Annotated in this window: 19 protein-coding genes and 1 pseudogene; 17 read left to right on the forward strand and 3 right to left on the reverse strand. The window is 71.8% G+C overall.

The annotated features are described in order from the left end of the window. The 16 genes from ACRWND_RS24855 to ACRWND_RS24930 form a co-directional block, all read left to right on the forward strand. Positions 1-276 (forward strand): ATP-binding protein (locus ACRWND_RS24855; protein WP_431953071.1); only part of this gene is annotated, 276 nt, incomplete at its 5' end. A 441-nt stretch (positions 277-717) separates the two neighbouring features. Continuing rightward, positions 718-978 (forward strand): hypothetical protein, encoded by a 261-nt coding sequence (locus ACRWND_RS24860; RefSeq protein ID WP_431953072.1) that lies wholly within the window; start codon positions 718-720, stop codon positions 976-978. A 23-nt stretch (positions 979-1,001) separates the two neighbouring features. Then, the gene (locus ACRWND_RS24865) at positions 1,002-1,817 is read left to right on the forward strand and encodes a hypothetical protein (RefSeq protein WP_431953074.1); all 816 of its coding nucleotides are present in this window, start codon (positions 1,002-1,004) and stop codon (positions 1,815-1,817) included. A gap of 156 nt (positions 1,818-1,973) precedes the next feature. After that, positions 1,974-2,588 (forward strand): SAF domain-containing protein, encoded by a 615-nt coding sequence (locus ACRWND_RS24870; protein ID WP_431953076.1) that lies wholly within the window; start codon positions 1,974-1,976, stop codon positions 2,586-2,588. Further along, positions 2,585-3,391 (forward strand): MinD/ParA family ATP-binding protein, encoded by an 807-nt coding sequence (locus ACRWND_RS24875; RefSeq protein ID WP_431953078.1) that lies wholly within the window; start codon positions 2,585-2,587, stop codon positions 3,389-3,391. The genes ACRWND_RS24870 and ACRWND_RS24875 overlap by 4 nt, the downstream gene beginning before the upstream one ends. Then, on the forward strand, positions 3,388-4,776 hold the full coding sequence (locus tag ACRWND_RS24880; protein WP_431953080.1) for a CpaF family protein: 1,389 nt from the start codon (positions 3,388-3,390) through the stop codon (positions 4,774-4,776). The genes ACRWND_RS24875 and ACRWND_RS24880 overlap by 4 nt, the downstream gene beginning before the upstream one ends. Next, entirely contained in the window at positions 4,773-5,672 is a 900-nt protein-coding gene (locus ACRWND_RS24885) for a type II secretion system F family protein (protein ID WP_431953082.1), read from the forward strand. Before ACRWND_RS24880 ends, ACRWND_RS24885 begins: the two co-directional genes overlap by 4 nt. Further along, a complete protein-coding gene (locus ACRWND_RS24890; protein WP_431953084.1) occupies positions 5,669-6,571 on the forward strand; it encodes a type II secretion system F family protein in 903 nt (300 codons plus the stop codon). Before ACRWND_RS24885 ends, ACRWND_RS24890 begins: the two co-directional genes overlap by 4 nt. A gap of 66 nt (positions 6,572-6,637) precedes the next feature. After that, positions 6,638-6,832: a hypothetical protein gene (locus ACRWND_RS24895; protein ID WP_431953086.1), complete on the forward strand. Its 195-nt coding sequence runs from the start codon at positions 6,638-6,640 to the stop codon at positions 6,830-6,832. Between the two features lie 2 nt (positions 6,833-6,834). After that, positions 6,835-7,260 carry a TadE/TadG family type IV pilus assembly protein gene (locus ACRWND_RS24900; protein WP_431953088.1) on the forward strand — a complete coding sequence of 142 codons (426 nt, stop codon included), beginning with the start codon at positions 6,835-6,837 and terminating at the stop codon, positions 7,258-7,260. A 50-nt stretch (positions 7,261-7,310) separates the two neighbouring features. Continuing rightward, positions 7,311-7,691, forward strand: a complete 381-nt coding sequence (locus ACRWND_RS24905; RefSeq protein ID WP_431953128.1) for a TadE/TadG family type IV pilus assembly protein — start codon at positions 7,311-7,313, stop codon at positions 7,689-7,691. Then, positions 7,688-8,149, forward strand: a complete 462-nt coding sequence (locus tag ACRWND_RS24910; protein ID WP_431953090.1) for a pilus assembly protein TadG-related protein — start codon at positions 7,688-7,690, stop codon at positions 8,147-8,149. The genes ACRWND_RS24905 and ACRWND_RS24910 overlap by 4 nt, the downstream gene beginning before the upstream one ends. 38 nt (positions 8,150-8,187) lie before the next feature. Beyond that, complete coding sequence (locus ACRWND_RS24915) at positions 8,188-11,001, forward strand: BTAD domain-containing putative transcriptional regulator (protein WP_431953092.1); 2,814 nt, start codon at positions 8,188-8,190, stop codon at positions 10,999-11,001. A gap of 680 nt (positions 11,002-11,681) precedes the next feature. Beyond that, positions 11,682-12,776, forward strand: a complete 1,095-nt coding sequence (locus ACRWND_RS24920; protein ID WP_431953094.1) for a VWA domain-containing protein — start codon at positions 11,682-11,684, stop codon at positions 12,774-12,776. 80 nt (positions 12,777-12,856) lie between these two features. Further along, a complete protein-coding gene (locus ACRWND_RS24925; protein WP_431953096.1) occupies positions 12,857-13,312 on the forward strand; it encodes a hypothetical protein in 456 nt (151 codons plus the stop codon). A gap of 1,201 nt (positions 13,313-14,513) precedes the next feature. Then, positions 14,514-15,062 (forward strand): hypothetical protein, encoded by a 549-nt coding sequence (locus ACRWND_RS24930; protein ID WP_431953098.1) that lies wholly within the window; start codon positions 14,514-14,516, stop codon positions 15,060-15,062. On the opposite strand, the gene ACRWND_RS24935 is transcribed toward ACRWND_RS24930, so the two are convergent. Further along, positions 15,020-15,481, reverse strand: a complete 462-nt coding sequence (locus ACRWND_RS24935) for a hypothetical protein (RefSeq protein ID WP_431953100.1) — start codon at positions 15,479-15,481, stop codon at positions 15,020-15,022. The two genes, ACRWND_RS24930 and ACRWND_RS24935, sit on opposite strands and share 43 nt — an antisense overlap. After that, positions 15,478-16,025, reverse strand: a pseudogene (locus ACRWND_RS24940) (transposase); the annotation flags it as partial. The gene ACRWND_RS24935 and the pseudogene ACRWND_RS24940, both read right to left, overlap by 4 nt. A gap of 196 nt (positions 16,026-16,221) precedes the next feature. Here ACRWND_RS24940 and ACRWND_RS24945 point away from each other — a divergent pair. Continuing rightward, positions 16,222-16,473: a Mu transposase domain-containing protein gene (locus ACRWND_RS24945; RefSeq protein ID WP_431953130.1), complete on the forward strand. Its 252-nt coding sequence runs from the start codon at positions 16,222-16,224 to the stop codon at positions 16,471-16,473. Positions 16,474-16,493: 20 nt separating this feature from the next. Here ACRWND_RS24945 and ACRWND_RS24950 read toward each other — a convergent pair whose 3' ends face one another. Then, positions 16,494-16,823 (reverse strand): hypothetical protein, encoded by a 330-nt coding sequence (locus tag ACRWND_RS24950; protein WP_431953102.1) that lies wholly within the window; start codon positions 16,821-16,823, stop codon positions 16,494-16,496. Positions 16,824-16,938: the final 115 nt, after the last annotated feature.

Raw genomic sequence — 16,938 nt, forward strand, 5'->3', positions numbered from 1 at the left:
ATACTCCCGCTGCGTCGCACGGCCACGGAGGTCATCTGCGAGGTGGAGGACCATGATCCACGCATCCCGGAGATTCCCGCACTTCCGGCTTCGGCACCGTTCACTCCGACCGACGAGCACCGCGGCGCCGGACTCACGGCGCTGTGCGCGCTGCTGTCGGAGCGTGGACGCGGCCTGCACATCGTTCACGAACTGAGCAATGGAGCGTGGGGGTTCCACAGAGGGAAAAGAACCAAGTCAGCGTGGGTGGCGCTCCCGACGACCCTGCTCCGTTGATCTCGGCGCGTGTCCCTCGCATGAGTGACACGCGCCGGACAGTGAGCGGAATTCACCCCTCCTGATGCGATTGGTCGGCGTTATGCCGGGTAACTCCAGCCGCGTATGACAACCGAGAGTGTTCATGCAGGTGTGAAAGGTGACGGAAGGTGGGGGACGGTGGGGATCCGACGAGGACGCGGCGCGATCCTGACAGGTGCGGTGCTCGCAGGAACGCTGCTGGCCGGCTGCGCCGACAGTCCCTCAGGCGCCAGGCCTCTACCGGAGGGAACTCGTGCGACAGCGACTTCTCCGACAACGGCCACGAAGTCGGCGGCGGCCCTTGAGGCCTACCGGGCTATGTGGAAGGACGCCGAGGCAGCTGCTCTGACCGCGGATCCGAAGCATCCCCGGCTTGACGACCACGCCGAAGCGGGCGCGCTTGCGCTGCTGGAGCACGTCATGAGCGGGGCGCACGAGGCGGGTGTGACGATCAAGGGATCGGTGGTCGTCGACCCTCACGTGACCAAGTCGAGCCGGACCAAGGTGGAGCTGCGCGATTGCATCGACGGCTCTCACTGGGTCCAGGCGAAACCGGGAAGCTCGGCCAGCACTGGAGGCGGCGGCCATCGGCTTGCTGAGGCCACCGTGACCCGTACGTCCGACGGGCAGTGGAGGGTGTCCGACCTCTACTGGGAGGACGTGGGCACATGCTTGGAGTAGCGCGTCTACCGACAGTTCCGCAGATGCTGCTCGTCGCTGCCGTAGTGCTCTGCCTGCTGGGCCCGCTGTCTACCACCAGCCGCGCGGACGAGGGCGACGAGGGACTGAACTTCGGTACTGGAGTGAAGTGTCGGCCGGGCCGGTGTGGTGTGGGCGCGCGGAGCAAAGCCCGTGCGTCGCGTCCGGTGCGGCCGGGAAAACCGATGTCGCGGCGGGCGGCACTGCCGAGCGGCAGAGGCCCGGCAGGGCCGCCGACGGCCAAGTCGACTGGGTGGGACTTCGACCTGGGTGACGGTATGGGGATCCTGCCCCGCTTCGACGCGGAGACCCCCAAGCCAAGGAAGAACAGCCAGGCACCGAAGCCGGATCCGGAAGCACTGGCGCAGCAAGCCGTACGAGAGCTGGTGCTGCCGGAACCGGTGATCCGGACAAGCCCCGATGAGGACTGGGTTCAGGTCGTGCACGTGCCGACCTGGATGTGGGTGGAGAAGGGCGGTTGGAAGAAGGTCACGACGACTGCATCGGTGCCGGGTGTCACGGTGACGGCTGTGGCCCGCCCGCGGCAGGCGGTGTGGTCGACAGGGGACGGGGCGTCGGTGGTGTGCCGGGGTCCCGGGACGCCGTATTCGTCGCGGTTTCGGGCAGAGGCGTCGTCTCCGGATTGCGGTCACATCTATCAACGGGCGTCGCCACCGGGTGGGGCGTATCGGGTGTCGGTGCGGGTGGTGTGGGACGTGGAGTGGCGGGGCGGCGGCCGGTCGGGTGTGGTGCCGGGGTTGACGACGCGGGCTTCGCGGCGGCTGGTCGTGGATGAGGTGCAGGCCGTCGTGACGCGCTGACGGCTGTAAGTGTCCGTCCCGGGGGCGGGCGTTGATCGGGTAAGTCTCTGTGATGCGAGGTGGATTGTGGGTACCTCCTTGTCTTTTTCGGCTCGTGCGGGTGCCGGTGGGCAGGTTCCGCGGACGCGGGGAGCGGGGCCGGGGGCGAAGCCGCCGGTGACGGGCGCCCGTCGGCGCCAACTGGGCTGGGTGTGGGCTGGTCTGGGGGCGGTGGTCGTCTCTGCGGTCGGGTTCACGTTGGTCGCGCAGGTGGTGGGGGAGCGGGACGAGGTGCTGGTCCTGGCCCGTGATGTGCCGGTCGGTCATGTGCTGGCGCCGGGTGATCTGCGGGTGGTGGAGGTGGCGGCGGAGACCGGGGTGGTCCGGGTCGCGGAGCGCGGGTCGGTGCTGGGGCATCGGGTGCGGGTTCCGCTGGTGGCGGGGTCGCTGCTGGCGCCGGGGCAGGTGGGGCGCAGCGCAGGGTTTCCGCCGTCGGGGTTCTCGCAGGTGCCGTTGGCCGTGGAGGCCGGGGGTGTGCCGCCGGAGTTGTCGCGTGGCCAGCGGGTCGCGGTGTTCGCCGGACCGTCGGGGGACGGCCTGGCTGCGGAGGGGGCCGAGGGGAGTGTGCCGTCGCCGGTGGTGGGGACAGTGGCGGGGGTGCGGGCTGCGGAGTCTGCCGGTGGCCCGCAGGTGGTGACGGTGCTGGTGGAGACCGGTGCTGCGGGGCGTGCGGCGAGGCTGGAGCATCCGCGGGTCGTGGTGCTGCCGGCGTCGGGGCGTGAGATCCCGTGAGGCGGCTGGTGGTGCTGGGGTCGGTCGCGGGCGCGCCGGGGGTGACGACGACCGCGCTGGCAGCGGCTGCGGCGTGGCCGCCGGACGCGGATGGCGGGGTGCGGCCGGTGGTGGTGGAGGGGGACCCGTCCGGTGGTGACGTGATGATGCGTTTCGGGTTGCCGACGACGCCGTCGCTGCTGGATGTTGCCGCGGTGGCGGGGCAGTCGTATCCGGGTTCGGTGTTGGCGGCGGTGCACGAGTTGCCGTTCGGGGTGCGGGTGGTGCCGGGGGTTCCGGGGCGTGGTCCGTGCCGGGAGGCGGTGCGGCTGCTGGCTGGCGGTATCGGGGTGTTGCGGGGCAGTGAGCGCGATCGGGACACGGTGCTGCTGGACGTCGGGCGCCTGACTGATGACGTGGAGCCGCTGCTTTCGGTGGCCGATCGGGTGGTGCTCGTGACGCGGGGCGGTGCGGAGGCGTTGGCCCATGTGCCTGCATGTGGGCTGGACGCCGCTGTCGGCGGGCGGCTGGTGCTGGTGGTGGTCGGGCCGTGCCCCTATCCGGCGCAGGAGATCGCGTCGACGCTCGGCGTCGAGCGGGTGCTGTTCCTGCCGTGGGACGCCAGGTGCGTGGCCGCGATGAGTGGTCCCCGGTCTGCTGCCGTGCGTACGGACGGGTTCCGGCCGCCGCGGTTGATGACCGCGGCGCGGCTGCTGGCCCGCCAGGTGGCCGGACCGGCGCCGGAGGACGAGGAGACCGGGACGCCGCACGCGGGTGCGGGCGGGCTGGTGAGCGTAGCGCGTGTGGAGGAGGACGGGGCATGAGTGTGAGTGGGCAGGTGGTGCCGCCTCAGGCTGGGCCTGGCGGTGGTGAGCGGGAGTTGGCGGGGGTGGTGCGGCAGCGGATCACGGCCCGGTTGGCGGCTTATGCCGGTGAGCGGGAGCGGGCCGGGTTGCCGGCGGAGGACGAGCCGGGGCGGCGGGCGACCGTAGAGCGGCTGCTGGCCGAGGAACTGGGGGTTCAGCGGCGCGAGGCCTTGGCCGCCGGGCGGGGCGTGCTGGATGCGGGGGCGGAGGAGCGGATCGCGCGCGCGGTGCGGGACGCGCTGCTAGGCACCGGTGGGCTGGAGCGGCTGCTGGCCGACGGGTCGTTGGAGAACATCTGCGTCAACGGCTGCGATGTGGTGTGGGTGAAGGACGCGGCGGGCCGGTGGCGCCAGGAGGAGCCGGTGGCCGGTTCGGATGAGGAGCTGGTGGAGCTGGTCCGCACCCTCGCCGCCCGCGCGGGCGGCGAGGAGCGGCGCTTCGACCGGGGGATGCCGCGGTTGAACCTGCAGATGCCCGACGGGTCGCGGTTGTTCGCGGTGATGGCGGTGACCGGCCGGGTGTCGCTGACGATCCGCCGCCACCGGTTCCCGGCCGCGTCCATGGCGGAGCTGGTGCGGCTGGGGGTGTGCGACGAACAGCTCGCCGGGTTTTTGCGGGCGCTGGTGCGGGCGCGGAAGAACATCGTCATCGGCGGCGGCACGAACGTCGGGAAGACCACGGTGCTGCGGGCCTTCGCCCACGAGATCCCCCCGGCGGAGCGGTTGGTGACGATCGAAGACACCTTCGAACTCGGCCTGGACACCGACGCGGTGGCGCACCCGAACGTGGTCGCGATGCAGGCGCGTGAGCCGAACATCGAAGGCCGGGGCGGGATCGATCAGGCGGAGCTGGTGCGGTGGGGGCTGCGCATGTCCCCGGACCGGGTGATCGTCGGCGAGATCCGCGGCCCTGAGGTGATCCCGATGTGCAACGCGATGTCGCAAGGCAACGACGGGTCACTCTCGACGATCCACGCCTCCACCTCGCGCGGGGTGTTCACGAAACTCGCCGCCTATGCGGCACAGGCACCGGAGCGGCTCACACTGGAAGCGACGAACCTGATGGTGGCCTCCGCGGTCCACTTCGTCGTCCACCTGGGCTGGGACGCCGGCGGGCGCAGGGCCGTGGACTCCGTCCGCGAGGTAGTCGACGCCGACGGGGCGCAGATCGTGTCCAACGAGGTCTACCGGCCCGGCCCCGACGGGCGGGCCGTGCCCGCCACACCCGTGCGCACCGAAACCCTGGCCGATCTGGTCGCGGCCGGACTCGACACCGAGAGCATCGGCCAGCCGGACACGCACGATACGGCCGGTGGCGGCCGGTGGTGGGGTGGTGCGGCATGACCACGCTGAAAGCGGCGATCACCGCAGTGGCGATGGTGTGCGGGGCCGTGTTCGGCTGCGGCCTGGTCGCGATCACCTACGGCGCTGTGCGCCGCACCGTCCACGCCCGCGACATCGGGGTGCGGCGGAGGCTGGCCGCACGGTTGCCTGTGGCCTGGACCGGCCGCCGGACCGCGGTCGCCGTGGTGGCGGGCACGGTCGTCGGCGCACTCACGGGGTGGCCGGTGGCGGCGGTGTTGACCGCGGTCGCCCTGCTCACCCTGCCCGGGCTGCTGGGTCCGGACCGCGAGGCGGCCCGTCGCACGGAGCGGATGGAGGCGCTGGCCCTGTGGACGGAGATGCTCCGCGACACCCTCTCCGCCGCGGCCGGCCTGGAGCAGGCAGTACTCGCCAGCGCCGACACCGCCCCGGCCGCCCTCGAACCCGAACTGCACCGCTTGGCCACCGCCGTCCGCAGCGGGCGTCCGCTGCCGGCGGCACTGCGTGGCTTCGCCCACGACGTCGACGACCCCCTGGCGGATGTGGTGGTGGCGGCGCTGGTGATGGCCGCCGAGCAGCAGGCCGCCCACCTTGCCCCGCTGCTGGGGGAACTCGCGGACTCGGTGCGAGAACAGGTCGCGATGCGGCAGCGCATCGACGCCGGACGCGCCAGCGTCCGCACCGGCATCCGCGTCACCGTCGCCGTCACCCTGGGCATGGCCGTCGGCCTGGTGGTCTTCAACCGCCCCTACCTCGACCCGTTCGACACCCTGACCGGACAAGCCCTGCTCGCCGTCATCGGCGCCCTGTTCGCGATCAGCTTCGCCTACCTGAGCATGATCGGCCGTATCGAGGAGCCGGTCCGCCTCCTTCCCCCCACCACCGAAGCGGGCACCGAACCGGGAGGTGTGCGGTGATCGTGATGCTGCTCGGCGCACTGTTCGGCGCCGGCGCGACCGGGCTTGTCTACGGGCTGCGCCCGCCCCGCCCGGCCCTCGCCGACGTCCTGGCCGCTCTCAACGCCCCCACCCCGCAACCCGACCCGCCGTCGGCCGCCGGGCGGGGTGAGGGGGAGTGGGCGACCCGCCTGGGCCGAGGCGCCGTACCCGCAGTGCGGGCCCTCGGCTTCCCCAACGCGTCCCTGCGCGCGGACCTGGCCGTCTGCGGCACCGACGAGGAACAGCACCTGGCCGGCAAGGCCGTCTGCGCCACCGCCGGACTCCTCACCCCCTGGACGGCAGCCCTCCTCCTGCGAGCGGGCGCCGGCATCCAGGCCGGGTGGTGGATGCCGCTGGCCGGCTCCCTCTCCCTGGCCGTGCTGCTGTTCTTCGCCCCAGACCTGGACCTGCGCCGCAAGGCCGCACGCCGCCGCCGCGAGATGCGCCACACCCTCAGCCTCGTCCTCGACCTGGCCGTCATCGCCCTCGCCGGCGGCGCCGGCGTCCAGCAGGCCCTCACCCAGGCCGTCGCCGCCCCCGCCGGCTGGGCCGGCACCCGGCTCCGGCACGCCCTGCACATCGCCGAGCTCACCCGGACCAGCCCCTGGTCCCACTTCGGCGACCTCGGACGGACCCTGGCCGTCTCCGACCTGACCGAACTCGCCGCCACCCTCACCCTGGCCGGCAGCGAAGGCGCCCGGATCCGCGGGTCGCTCACCGCCAAGGCGCGCGCCATGCGCCGCCGCCGCGTCGCCGAAGCCGACGGCGCCGCCCAGGCCGCCACTGAACGGATGTCGCTGCCCGTGGTCGGCCTGTTCGCCGCGTTCCTCCTCCTCATCGGCTACCCGGCCCTCGCCCACGTCATCGCCATGGGCTGAACACCCCGCCCCCGCGGGCATCCAGAACTGCGTCCGCTACCCGACTTCGAGAAATGAGCACTCCGCATGCCGCACTTCCAGACCCTGACCGCCTTGCTGCACGCACGCCTGGCCGACCTGCGCCGCCGCGCCCGCTCGGATGCCGGCTACACCACCGAGACCATGGTCGTCACCGCCCTGCTGGTGATCCTTGCGCTGACGGTCGTCGGCATCGTCGTCGCCAAGGTCACCGCCAAGGCGAACAGCATCGACCTGGGCTGACCGTGACCGCCGCACTCCTCGCGTTGCGCAGGCCGGTGGACGACGACCGCGGCTCCGCCACGACTCAACTGGTCCTCGTCCTCCCCGCACTGCTGCTGATCGCCTTGCTGACGGTGCAGTTCGCGCTGGCCTGGCACGCCCGGCACATCGCCCAGTTCGCCGCGGAGCGGGCCCTGGCCGCGGCCCGCGCCGAGGACGGCACCACGGCGGACGGCCAGGCCCGGGCGCGGCGCAGTCTTGCCGCGCTCGGCAGCCGCGTCCTGGCCTCCCCGACGGTGGCCGTCGAGCGGACCCGCGAGCAGACCACGGTGCGGGTCAGCGGCACCGTGATGCGGGTCCTGCCCGTGCCGGGACTGGTCCTGCACGCCTCCGGCACGGCCTCCGGACCCACCGAACGCCTCACCACCCCCACCGGAGACCGCCCATGACCACCCGAGCACGCCGCAGGCGCCGACGGGGGGATGACGGTTCGGCAGCGGTGGAGCTGGTCCTCGTCACCCCGCTACTGGTCCTGCTCCTCCTCGTCGTGGTGGCGCTCGGCCGGCTCGCCGACACCCGCCTGATCGTTGCCGACGCCGCCCACCAGGCCGCCCGCGCCGCGTCCTTGGCCCGCACCCCGAGCCAGGCCCGAGCCCAAGCCGAGCATGCCGCGGCCGTGGCCCTGCGCGAGGCCGGAGCCTCCTGCCAGAACCCGAGCGTGCGCCTGGCCACCGGCGGCCTCAAACCCGGGGGCACCGTGTCCGCCACGCTCACCTGCACCACCGACCTGGACCGGCTCGCCGGCACCGGCCTGCCCGGACACGTACGGCTGAGCGATACGGCCTTCTCCGTCGTCGACACCTACCGGAGCACACCATGACCGTACGCGCTCGGGACCGCATCGTGCTCCTACTGCGAACACAGATGCGCGCGGCGGCAGTCGATGACCGCGGGCAGGCCACGGCATTCGTCGTCGGCGTCCTGGCCGCGCTGTGGCTGTTCGCCGGCATCGTCGTCGACGGCGGCCTCGCCCTCGCCGCCAAGGCTCAAGCCCTGGACGTCGCCCAGGAAGCCGCCCGCACCGGAGCCCAGCAACTCGACATCGCCCGCCTCCGCTCTGCGGACGAGGTTCGGCTCCAGACCGCCCGGGCCGCAGCCGCCGCCCGCCACCACGTCGCCGCCACCGGCGACACCGGCACCGCCCACGTCCAGGCAGACGCCGTCACCGTTGAGGTCACGCACCGCCAGCCCACACAGATCCTGCAACTAGTCGGCCTGCGCACCCTCACCGTCCACGCCACCGGCACCGCCCACGCCCAGCGCACCACCCGCCCGTAAGAGCGTCCGCAACCGGCCCGAGGAGAGCGAAGGCCGCGATGAACCATCCTCCCCAGCTCCGCCGGCGCCTCGCCGCAGCCGCCACCGCGGCCGTCACCCTCACCGTCACCCTCACCGCGCTCGCCGGCATGCCGTACATCCTGTGGCAGGCCACCGGCATCCCCTGGCCCGAGCACGTCACCTCCCTCAGCGACGCCGCCACCCGCCTCACCCAGCCGATCAGCGACCCGCTCATAATCGACCTGCTCGCCCTCATCGGCTGGGCGTGCTGGGCCGCCTTCGCCTCCACCATCCTCCGCGAAACCGCCTGGTACGCCACCCACCTGCCGCGCCTGCTGCGCGACCGGCACGCTCACCACGAGCACGTCGCTTCCCTGAGCGTGAAGGGCTCCCTGGCCGCGCTGTGCATCGGCACCCTGGCCGTCGCTCTGCTCACCGTATGGCGGCCCCAGACCGCCACCGCCCAGCAACGTGTCCTCCCCGAACAGGCCCGGCCGCCGCTCGCCGCGACCGCACCCCAAAACCCCGTGCCCGCCCCAGCCCCCACGACGCGCCTGGCACCCGCGATTCTCGCCGCGACCGAGACGAGCCAGGCGAAGCCGATGGCCGAGCAGGCACAGGCCGTTCGGCACGTCGAGTACACGGTCGTCGCCGGCGACACCCTGTGGGACGTCGCCCACGCGCACATGGGCGACGCGCTCACCTGGCCCCGCATCTACGCGCTGAACAAGGACCGCGTCCAGGACGACGGATACCGCCTGACCGACCCGGACCTGATCCGACCCGGCTGGCGCCTGACCATCCCCGTCGCCCAGGCCGCAGAGCCTCCGGCGCCGCTTTCGAAACCCGCACAACCGACAAAGGAAGCGCCGCCCGCCTCACCCCCGAAGTCGGCGCCCTCGCCCGACAGCGGCGCAGACCATACGCCGTCACGGACCCACGCCCGGGAACAGGCCGCTCCCCGCGCGGCTCACGCCGTTGCAGCCTCGCCCTCGATCAGCCTCGGCGACGCCGGCCTGATCGGCATCACCGCCGCGGCCGGACTACTGGCCGCGCGCCGCTACTGGAACTGGCACCAGCGCCGCCGCCGCAACCCGAACCTGCAGGCAGAGCCACCCACCCTCAGCCACCACCTCGACCGGGCCGCCCAAGCTGCCCACGCCGCCACCCGGCCCCGCCCACCGCACGACCCCGACGCCCTGGTCACCCGCCGCACCCCGCCCCCACCACCCCAAGCTCCGGGCAGCGTCACCCTCGGCACCCGCGACGGCCACGAAGTGCCCCTCGAGGAACTGGCCGCTCCCGGCGGCTGCACCTGGACCGGCCCCGGCGCCGAAAACGCCGCCCGCGCCCTCCTCGTCGGCATCCTCACCGCCGCTGAACGCCGCCGTCCCCAGCCCCGGCACGTCCACGCCGTCGTCCCGGTAGACCTCGCCGACACCCTCCTTCCCGGACTCCCGGAGCAGTTCACCGCCCTCACCCAAGCCGCCGACCTGTCCCGCGCGATCCGCCGCGCCGAACAGCACCTGATCACCCAGGCCCGCGCCCGCGACGACCATGACATCGACCCCGGTAACCCCGACGCCCCGCCACAACCCGGTCCCGGCACCCTGGTGTTGCTCGCCACCCCCGACGCCGCCCACGCCGGGCAACTCCAAGCCCTCGCAGCCCGCAGCCGCCCCGACACGCTCATCGTCCTCACCCTCGCCGCGGCGCTGCCCGGCGCCGAGCCCTGGCACATCGCCGCCGACGGCACCACCACCCGCCTCCAAGGCCGCCCGCTCCGCCTGTTCCATCTCACCCTCGACGGTGGACGCGACTTCACCAACGTCCTGCTCACCGCCCACGGCGAACGCCCCCGCCTGCGCGCCTTGCCCGCCCCCCGCACCCGAACCGACCAGTCCGACCCCGACCCCGAGCACGACACACCGCCGTCGCCGGCTTCCCCGCCCGCCGCAGGCGGCAACACCCCACCCCCACCACCCCCGGCTTCACCGCCAGGGTCTGGGCCCGAAAGGACGGCAGCCGCAACCCTCCCTCAGGCCACCAGCGCGCTCCACCGCGCGCAGAGCAAGCCCGTGCGGCTGAACGTCCTGGGGACGATCACCCTCTATGCCCGCGGCCACACCGACCCCATCGGCACCAACCTCCGCAGCGAAGTCCGCGAATTCCTCGCCCTCCTCGCCGCCCACCCCACCGGACTCCTCGCCTCCGACATCGCCGACAAACTCCACCTCGAACCCGGCACCGACTCCAACGCCCTGAAAAACCTTCGCCGCGCCGTCCGCCGCGCACTACGCGCCGCCACCGGAATCACCGCACAAGAATTCATCCTCCTCCAAGGAGAACTCCACAAACTCCACCCCGACCTCGTGGAAACCGACCTCGCCGATTTCGCCCGAGCCCTGAAAAACGCCTTCGCGCCGGCCGGAAAGGACGCGACGCACGAAGAGACGCTGTCCGCCGTAAGTGATGCGCTGTCCCACTACCGAGGCCCGTTCGCACGCGGCAGCGACTACCTGTGGGCCGACACCCTGCGCGAACACCTCGCGACCCAGGCCACCGACGCCGTCCTCCGCGCAGCCCGTCACGCCGAACGCCCTGACGCCCCGCCCCGCGAACGTGACACCGCCCTGACTCTGCTCGAACACCTCGCCGCGATTCACCCCGACCACGAGCGCCTTGCCCAGCACGCCATCCGCCTCTACCAAGCGGTCGGCCGCCACGACGCCGCTCGGCACACCTTCACCCGCCTGCAACGCCACCTTGCCGAACTCGGCCTCGAACCCGAGCCGGCCACCTGCGCCCTCATTACCACCCGGACCGCGCACACCACCCGCAAGATCCGGTAAACCCCCAGCCCAACGGCCCTTCGAGCCGCCCCTGTCGGCGCGAAGGGCCGTTGGCGTTTGCCCCGTCGCATCCACCGTCGCTCCTGCGCCCGTTTCCGGGTACGTTCTTGGATGCGACACCCCCACCCGGACCGAAACCGCAGGCCACAGGCCCTACGGGCCACCCCCGGGCGAGGCCGACTGTATATCGGTGCAGCAACGCATCCCGATCCCCCAACACCGCCGGCCCGCCCCGCCTGCCCGCTGCACCTCGTCGTGTCCGCGTACGCAGTCGTCCCCTTCCGTCTCTGACGTCTACTCACGACTACGACCTGCCTCACATCACGTTGGCCGGCTGACCATCAGGGCAGGCATCGGCTGACCGTGCAACCGGCGCCCCGCCACGAGCTGGGGCGGCGCTACGCAGGCGTAGCCGTTGGTGCCGCCGTGTCCCGGCGGTGCCGTGTTCGGGCGGTGACCGTTCGCGCATGCATGCGAATCCCCGTACGCGGCGCGGCGGGTACGGGTGGGTAGGCGCCTGCGAACCGGTCGTGCCCGGCGGTAACCACGACGCCTTGCGTCGCGTCGCCGTAATTCCACCTCGAAATACGTCGTGAATTCCCGAGAATTCCAGTAATTCTCCCCCCCTGTCCCGCTTCAAGCCTCCCGCGTGCAGAGTCGGCCCCGATCTGCTGGCCACGTTGGCGGCGATCTGGAACGCCGCCCACCGCACCGGCGACCACGACACCCACGCCATGCTCGAGCACGCCCGCGCCTGGTGCCAGGTCCTCGGCACCGACCCGAACCGCCCTGTACCCCCACCCACCAGCACGGTGCGGGGCGGCGAACTCGCTGAAGCTGTCGGCACCGTCACCGGACAGGTTGCGACCGCCGAAACCGAACAGGCCACCACCCGCGCGAAAGCGACGGCGGCCCGCGCCGCGCGCGCCGCCCACGCCCGGAAGGCAGCCGCCACGGCCGCGAAGGTCTTCACCCCCGGCGCCCGCCCCTACAACCCCCACCCCGCCACCAGTACCGGACCGGTCCGGTCCCCGCTGGTGGGCACCCGCCTTCCCACCCGCGAAGAAAAGACCGGCGCCCGGCTGCTCGCCCGGGCCCTGCGGGCGGCCGCCTACCGCGAACCGGTTCTCACCGTTACCGCCGCCCAGGTTCCGCCCGGACGTCTCAACATGCGCCAAGCCCTGGCCCGTGACGCACAAATCGCAGCAGGCGCCACCCCCACCGCGACCCCCTTCACCCGCACCATCCACCGCGCCCAGCCCACCCCGCCCCTGCGCGTCGGCATCGCCGTCGACGTCTCCGGCTCTATGCGCGAAGCCACCGCCCCCATCGCCTCCGCTGCCTGGATCCTCGCCCAGGCCACCGCCCACACCGACCCCGACTCCCGCAGCGCCACCCTCGCCTACGACCACACCCTGACCGCCATCACCCACCCCGGCCGCGCCCCCGCCCGTGTCACCGAGTTCCGCGCGACGGGTTTCGGACACAGCCTCGCCGACGCCATCGACGCCCTCGAGGCGGGCGTCGACCTCACCCGACCCGGTGCAGGACGCCTGCTGGTCATCGCCTCCGACGGCTACTACCGCCGTACCGAGACCGCCCCCGCCACTGCCCGCATCGCCGCCCTCCGCGACGCCGGATGCGCGGTCCTGTGGCTCGCCTTCGCCCCCGACCCGCGCCCCCTCCCCGGCGTCACCCTCCTCGAACTCACCGACCCCGCCCAAGCCGTCACCGCCATCGCCCAGGCAGCCACCACCGCCCTCAGCACCACCTGAACCACACCGGCCGCCCCCCGCCCCCCGGCCGGGGGCGGCCCCCGCGGGACGAGCCCCGCACCAGAAACGGAGACCCCGACATGACCTCGCTCGCCGAACGCGCCCACGCCGCCGCCGTGTTCATCCAACGCACCGCCGCCACCCACCCCCACGGCCCGTACCGGGGCGCCGAACACGCCCGCATCGCCCTCCGCCTCGCCGCCATCCTCGGCCTCCCCCTCGACGACATCACCACCGAACCCGACTGGCTACGCCGCCGCACCACCCCCGGCGAACCGCTCCTGGCCACCGCCACCTGCCCCGACACCGGCCAGCGGTACGTGTTCCTGGCCCGCTTCCCGGTTTACGAAGCCGACCCTTTCGAACTTCTCGGCCCCTGCCCCCACTGCGCAGGCCAGGTCCCCCTCGCCTTCATCCGCCACCTCGCCGACCTCGGCACCCACCTCGCCTCCCCGGCCACCCACCCCAACGACCTCCCAGACACCTTCCCCACCGACGAAGGCCACGAGTACCCGACCTGCCCCTACGGCCCCTGAACTCAGCACCCTCGCGGGGCCCGCCGTCACCGGGCCCCGCGTTCCCCGCCCAAGAAGGAACCCGAGTCGGAACCCCACCGGAAGGACCCGCCTGATAACGACCAACAACAACCAGCGCCACCTCGCCCACCAAGTCCTCGAAGGCGCCTACACCCTCGCCTTCGCCGCCGCAGCCGGCGAACTCCTGGGCCGCGCACCCCAGGACGTAGCGGCGACAGCAAGCACCAGCCGGGGCCTGACCGCCCTCGCCCGCACGGTCGCCGAAGCCACCTCGTACCTCCTGGCCGCCAGCATCTCCGCACACTGCGGGAACGGCCTGCAGGTCCTGGACCGGCTGTCAACCTGGACCCGGACTGTTGTGCGACGCTGAAAATGCCGACGACCAAGGCATTCACGATGCCGACCGGCGTTAGCCCGAATGGGGCGCGGTCGTCGGCATGGTGTCGCGCGGATGGGCAGGTGTTCGCCCGTTCGAGGGAGCCGACACCGAGCCGACGGAACGCGGCACCACACCCATTGCCCCTCAAGGGCTCCGGTCTCCAGCTGCCGTTTGTCGGCAAGGTGCCGCCCCAAATACATCGGAAGGCCAACCGGGACCATTGGCATCCTCGGCGCCGGTTCCTGCCCGCGATATCGGCATCTCCAAGGCGCCCAACACCCAGACAGGCTTCCTCGCCGACGCCGCACAGCGCACCGCCCCCCACCCCGGAACCAGCTCGAGATGCCCGTCCCGCGCGACCCCGGACCGGCCACCAGCAACCCGTTCCGGGCCCGCCGCCCGGGACGCTGCTCCTGCGACTGTGGCAACGGCGGCTTCTGCGGCGGCTGCGGCCACGCAGGCTGCGCCGGAAACAACTGACCCGCAGCTGGCCCGAGGAACGGCTGCCCTGGCGCAGGCGACTCGGCCTCTCCGGCGTCGCACTTGGGGCGGTCAGCCGGGGCCGACTGCTCCGGACTGCCGGTCAGGACTTGCCCGTGGTCACGAGCGAAGCGCAGGGATCCGGTGAGGTGGCCGCGGCCGCCGGCGGGCCGGTCCTAACGCCAGTCGGGTACCAGGACCACCGCGCCGAGGGTGGCGATCTGGCGGGCCAGCGGTTGTCGGCGTACGGCTTGAAGTGGCTCTGGCAAGATTTTCGTAGCCGGAGCTCATCTTTGTAGGGCTGTTCGAAGGGTGTCAGTGGGGCAGGGCATGATCCGGTGAGTGAACTACACACGGTGGACTTCGGATCGCATGTTTGTCTCGTACTGCCAGTACTACCTGCAGGGCGACGACTTCCTCACTGTTTACGACGACGCCGACACGGTCGGGCGGATCTTTGAGGGCAATAGCCTGGCAGCTGGAGGCCCGGAACACCTCACGGTGTTCACTGGTACGCACACCGGCTGGATCCGCCTCACTACCGAGCAGCGCGCAGAGGAACCTCCTCCGCCCGGGCTGGAGTGGGAGACCGCAGTCGACGTGAGTATCTACAGCACAAGCGGAAACCTGCGACTGTTCCGGTGGGGTGGTGATGTGGAGGAGGAGGCGGGGAACTTCGCGAGCGCCGGCCAGGGCTGGTATCGCGTCCGCGTTCAGGCACGTGGACGAGATGGGGGCGAGGGGCATGAGGGCGACGACCCGGTTGAGGAGCATTCCTTGAGCGTGTGGCCGGCACCCCCGCAGCCCGATGTTGTCCACAGCGCCGACGATGCCTTCGCCCGCACTCACTATGACCCCGCCCGGCCCCCGGCAGAGCCCATCCAACCGTGAACGCGTTCACCTGAGAGGTCGTAAGTCCGCTTCTGGTAGCGGCCTCGTCCGGGCTGGGTGAGGAAGCCTTGGCGGGTGAGGCGTCCGAGACGGCTGCGGGTGATGTTGACGGATGCCTCGTCGGTGGGCATGCCGAGGAGTTCGTGCAGCTCACGGGCTCGGAACTCTTGGTCGGGGTGCTGGTTGAAGGCGTTCACGATGGCCTGGTAGGCGGTGTTCGTCTCGGGCGGTACGGGTTGGCCTCCAGCCGGTGCCAGTTCGGCGATGACCTGCCGGGTGGTGGCCAGGTCCGCGAGTCGAGCTTCGACCTCGGTTAGGGCGGCGGTCAAGTGCTGCATCTGTGCGCGCAGTTCACCGGCCCGGGCGGCGGTCTTGTCGTGCTGGGCCTGGAGGTCGGCCAGGAGCTCGATGACGTTCACGCGGCCAGCTCGAGGGTGTCGCGCCAGGCCGGACTCGGTGTGGTGAGGTGGCGGGCCATGTTCGCGATCGAGGCCCAGTAGACGCGCGAGGTGGAGGTGTCGGGCCGGTGGTCGTACTCACGGGCGAGGCGCCGGTGCAGCATCAATGTGCTGTTGACCTGCTCCACGATCCACCGCTTGGGCTGCGGGACGAAGCCTTTGCCCTGGTCAGCCGGGTTGCGGCGGACGACCTCGACGTCGATGTCCAGCAGGGCACCGTGGATGAGAACCTCGTCCTTGAAGCCTTGGTCCACCAGGGCTTCTCCAGGCGCATTCCGCACCGCTCGGCCGCCTGGTCGAGCAGGGCGGTGCCGGCGGCGTTGTCGTGGGCGGATGCGGCGAGCACGACGACGCCGATGATCAGCCCCAGAACGTCGACGGCCAGTCCCCGCTTGCGGCCCGACATCCTCTTGTTGGCGTCCAGTCCCGTCGTGGTCCTCGGAACGCCGGCGGCCGCGCGCACGGACTGGGTGTCGATGATCACGAGGGACGGGTCCTCTAATCGAGTCGGCCCGGACGAGGATCAGTACCACGATCGAGAGATCACGAACCAGGGAAGATCGGACTTAACGACCCCGCGCCCGCCACACCCACGGTGAAATGATCGGCGTCCGCGCTGCCCGCGGCAGTGCCGCGCTGCGGCCGTTGCCGCCGAGCCCGTATGTGGTCGCCGACCGGCATCTGCGGCACGTCGGCAAGGACTGCCTGCCTTCGACTCCAGCCTCTACTCGGTCCCGACCCGCAGGGTCCGCCATCGGCAGCTGGTGGAGATCCGCGCGTCCGCGGCTACTGTCACCCTGCACGCGACCGTCCCGGACAGCGAAGGCAGCAGCCTGCTGGCCGTCCACCCTCGCGCGATCGGACGCGGGGCGCGGATCGTCGACCCGACGCATTGGGACGCGCCCGAGTGGGGAGCGGAAAGTAGAAGGACTCACCGATCACGCGGTCGGTGAGTCCTTCTGCGCGGGGCGAGTCAGGGGGAGGAGACGAAGCCCTCCGACTGGTCGAGATGAAATGGAGAGCCGGAGCTCAGGGGAGTACACCCGTTGGCGCGGGCGGTGCGAATGCTGTCAGCAACGTCGGAAGGCAGGACAGGGTTGGCCTGTCTGCCGAACCAGTTGCTTGGGTGCGGCTGGTTGGTCGTGATCACCAGTGTGGTGCCGGGAGTCTCGGCGTGTTCGACCGCATAGGTTAGGGGCGACCAGACCAGTCCCTGGTCGTAGGTGGGCCTTCCACGAAGCCTCCATCGGTAGGTGATGCGGTCGACGGTGATGCGCCGCGACCCCTTCTTCACCAGTGCCATGCCCACGTCCTTTCTCAGGGCGACAGTAGTGAATGGCCACTGGCCATGTCCCACGGGTTTCCTGCGCCCGGGTTCAGCCTCTGCGCATCGGAATGACGTCAGGGCTTGCCGCCCC

Origin of the sequence: Actinacidiphila sp. bgisy167, from assembly GCF_965342175.1 — a bacterium.
Lineage (GTDB): Bacteria > Actinomycetota > Actinomycetes > Streptomycetales > Streptomycetaceae > Actinacidiphila.

Bases quoted from the DNA above. Each gene is read 5' to 3' on its own strand.
- ACRWND_RS24860 (WP_431953072.1), top strand. From the start codon at position 718: ATGAGCGGGGCGCACGAGGCGGGTGTGACGATCAAGGGATCGGTGGTC.
- ACRWND_RS24865 (WP_431953074.1), top strand. From the start codon at position 1,002: ATGCTGCTCGTCGCTGCCGTAGTGCTCTGCCTGCTGGGCCCGCTGTCT.
- ACRWND_RS24880 (WP_431953080.1), top strand. From the start codon at position 3,388: ATGAGTGTGAGTGGGCAGGTGGTGCCGCCTCAGGCTGGGCCTGGCGGT.
- ACRWND_RS24885 (WP_431953082.1), top strand. From the start codon at position 4,773: ATGACCACGCTGAAAGCGGCGATCACCGCAGTGGCGATGGTGTGCGGG.
- ACRWND_RS24895 (WP_431953086.1), top strand. From the start codon at position 6,638: ATGCCGCACTTCCAGACCCTGACCGCCTTGCTGCACGCACGCCTGGCC.
- ACRWND_RS24910 (WP_431953090.1), top strand. From the start codon at position 7,688: ATGACCGTACGCGCTCGGGACCGCATCGTGCTCCTACTGCGAACACAG.
- ACRWND_RS24915 (WP_431953092.1), top strand. From the start codon at position 8,188: ATGAACCATCCTCCCCAGCTCCGCCGGCGCCTCGCCGCAGCCGCCACC.
- ACRWND_RS24925 (WP_431953096.1), top strand. From the start codon at position 12,857: ATGACCTCGCTCGCCGAACGCGCCCACGCCGCCGCCGTGTTCATCCAA.
- ACRWND_RS24950 (WP_431953102.1), bottom strand. From the start codon at position 16,823: ATGGCACTGGTGAAGAAGGGGTCGCGGCGCATCACCGTCGACCGCATC.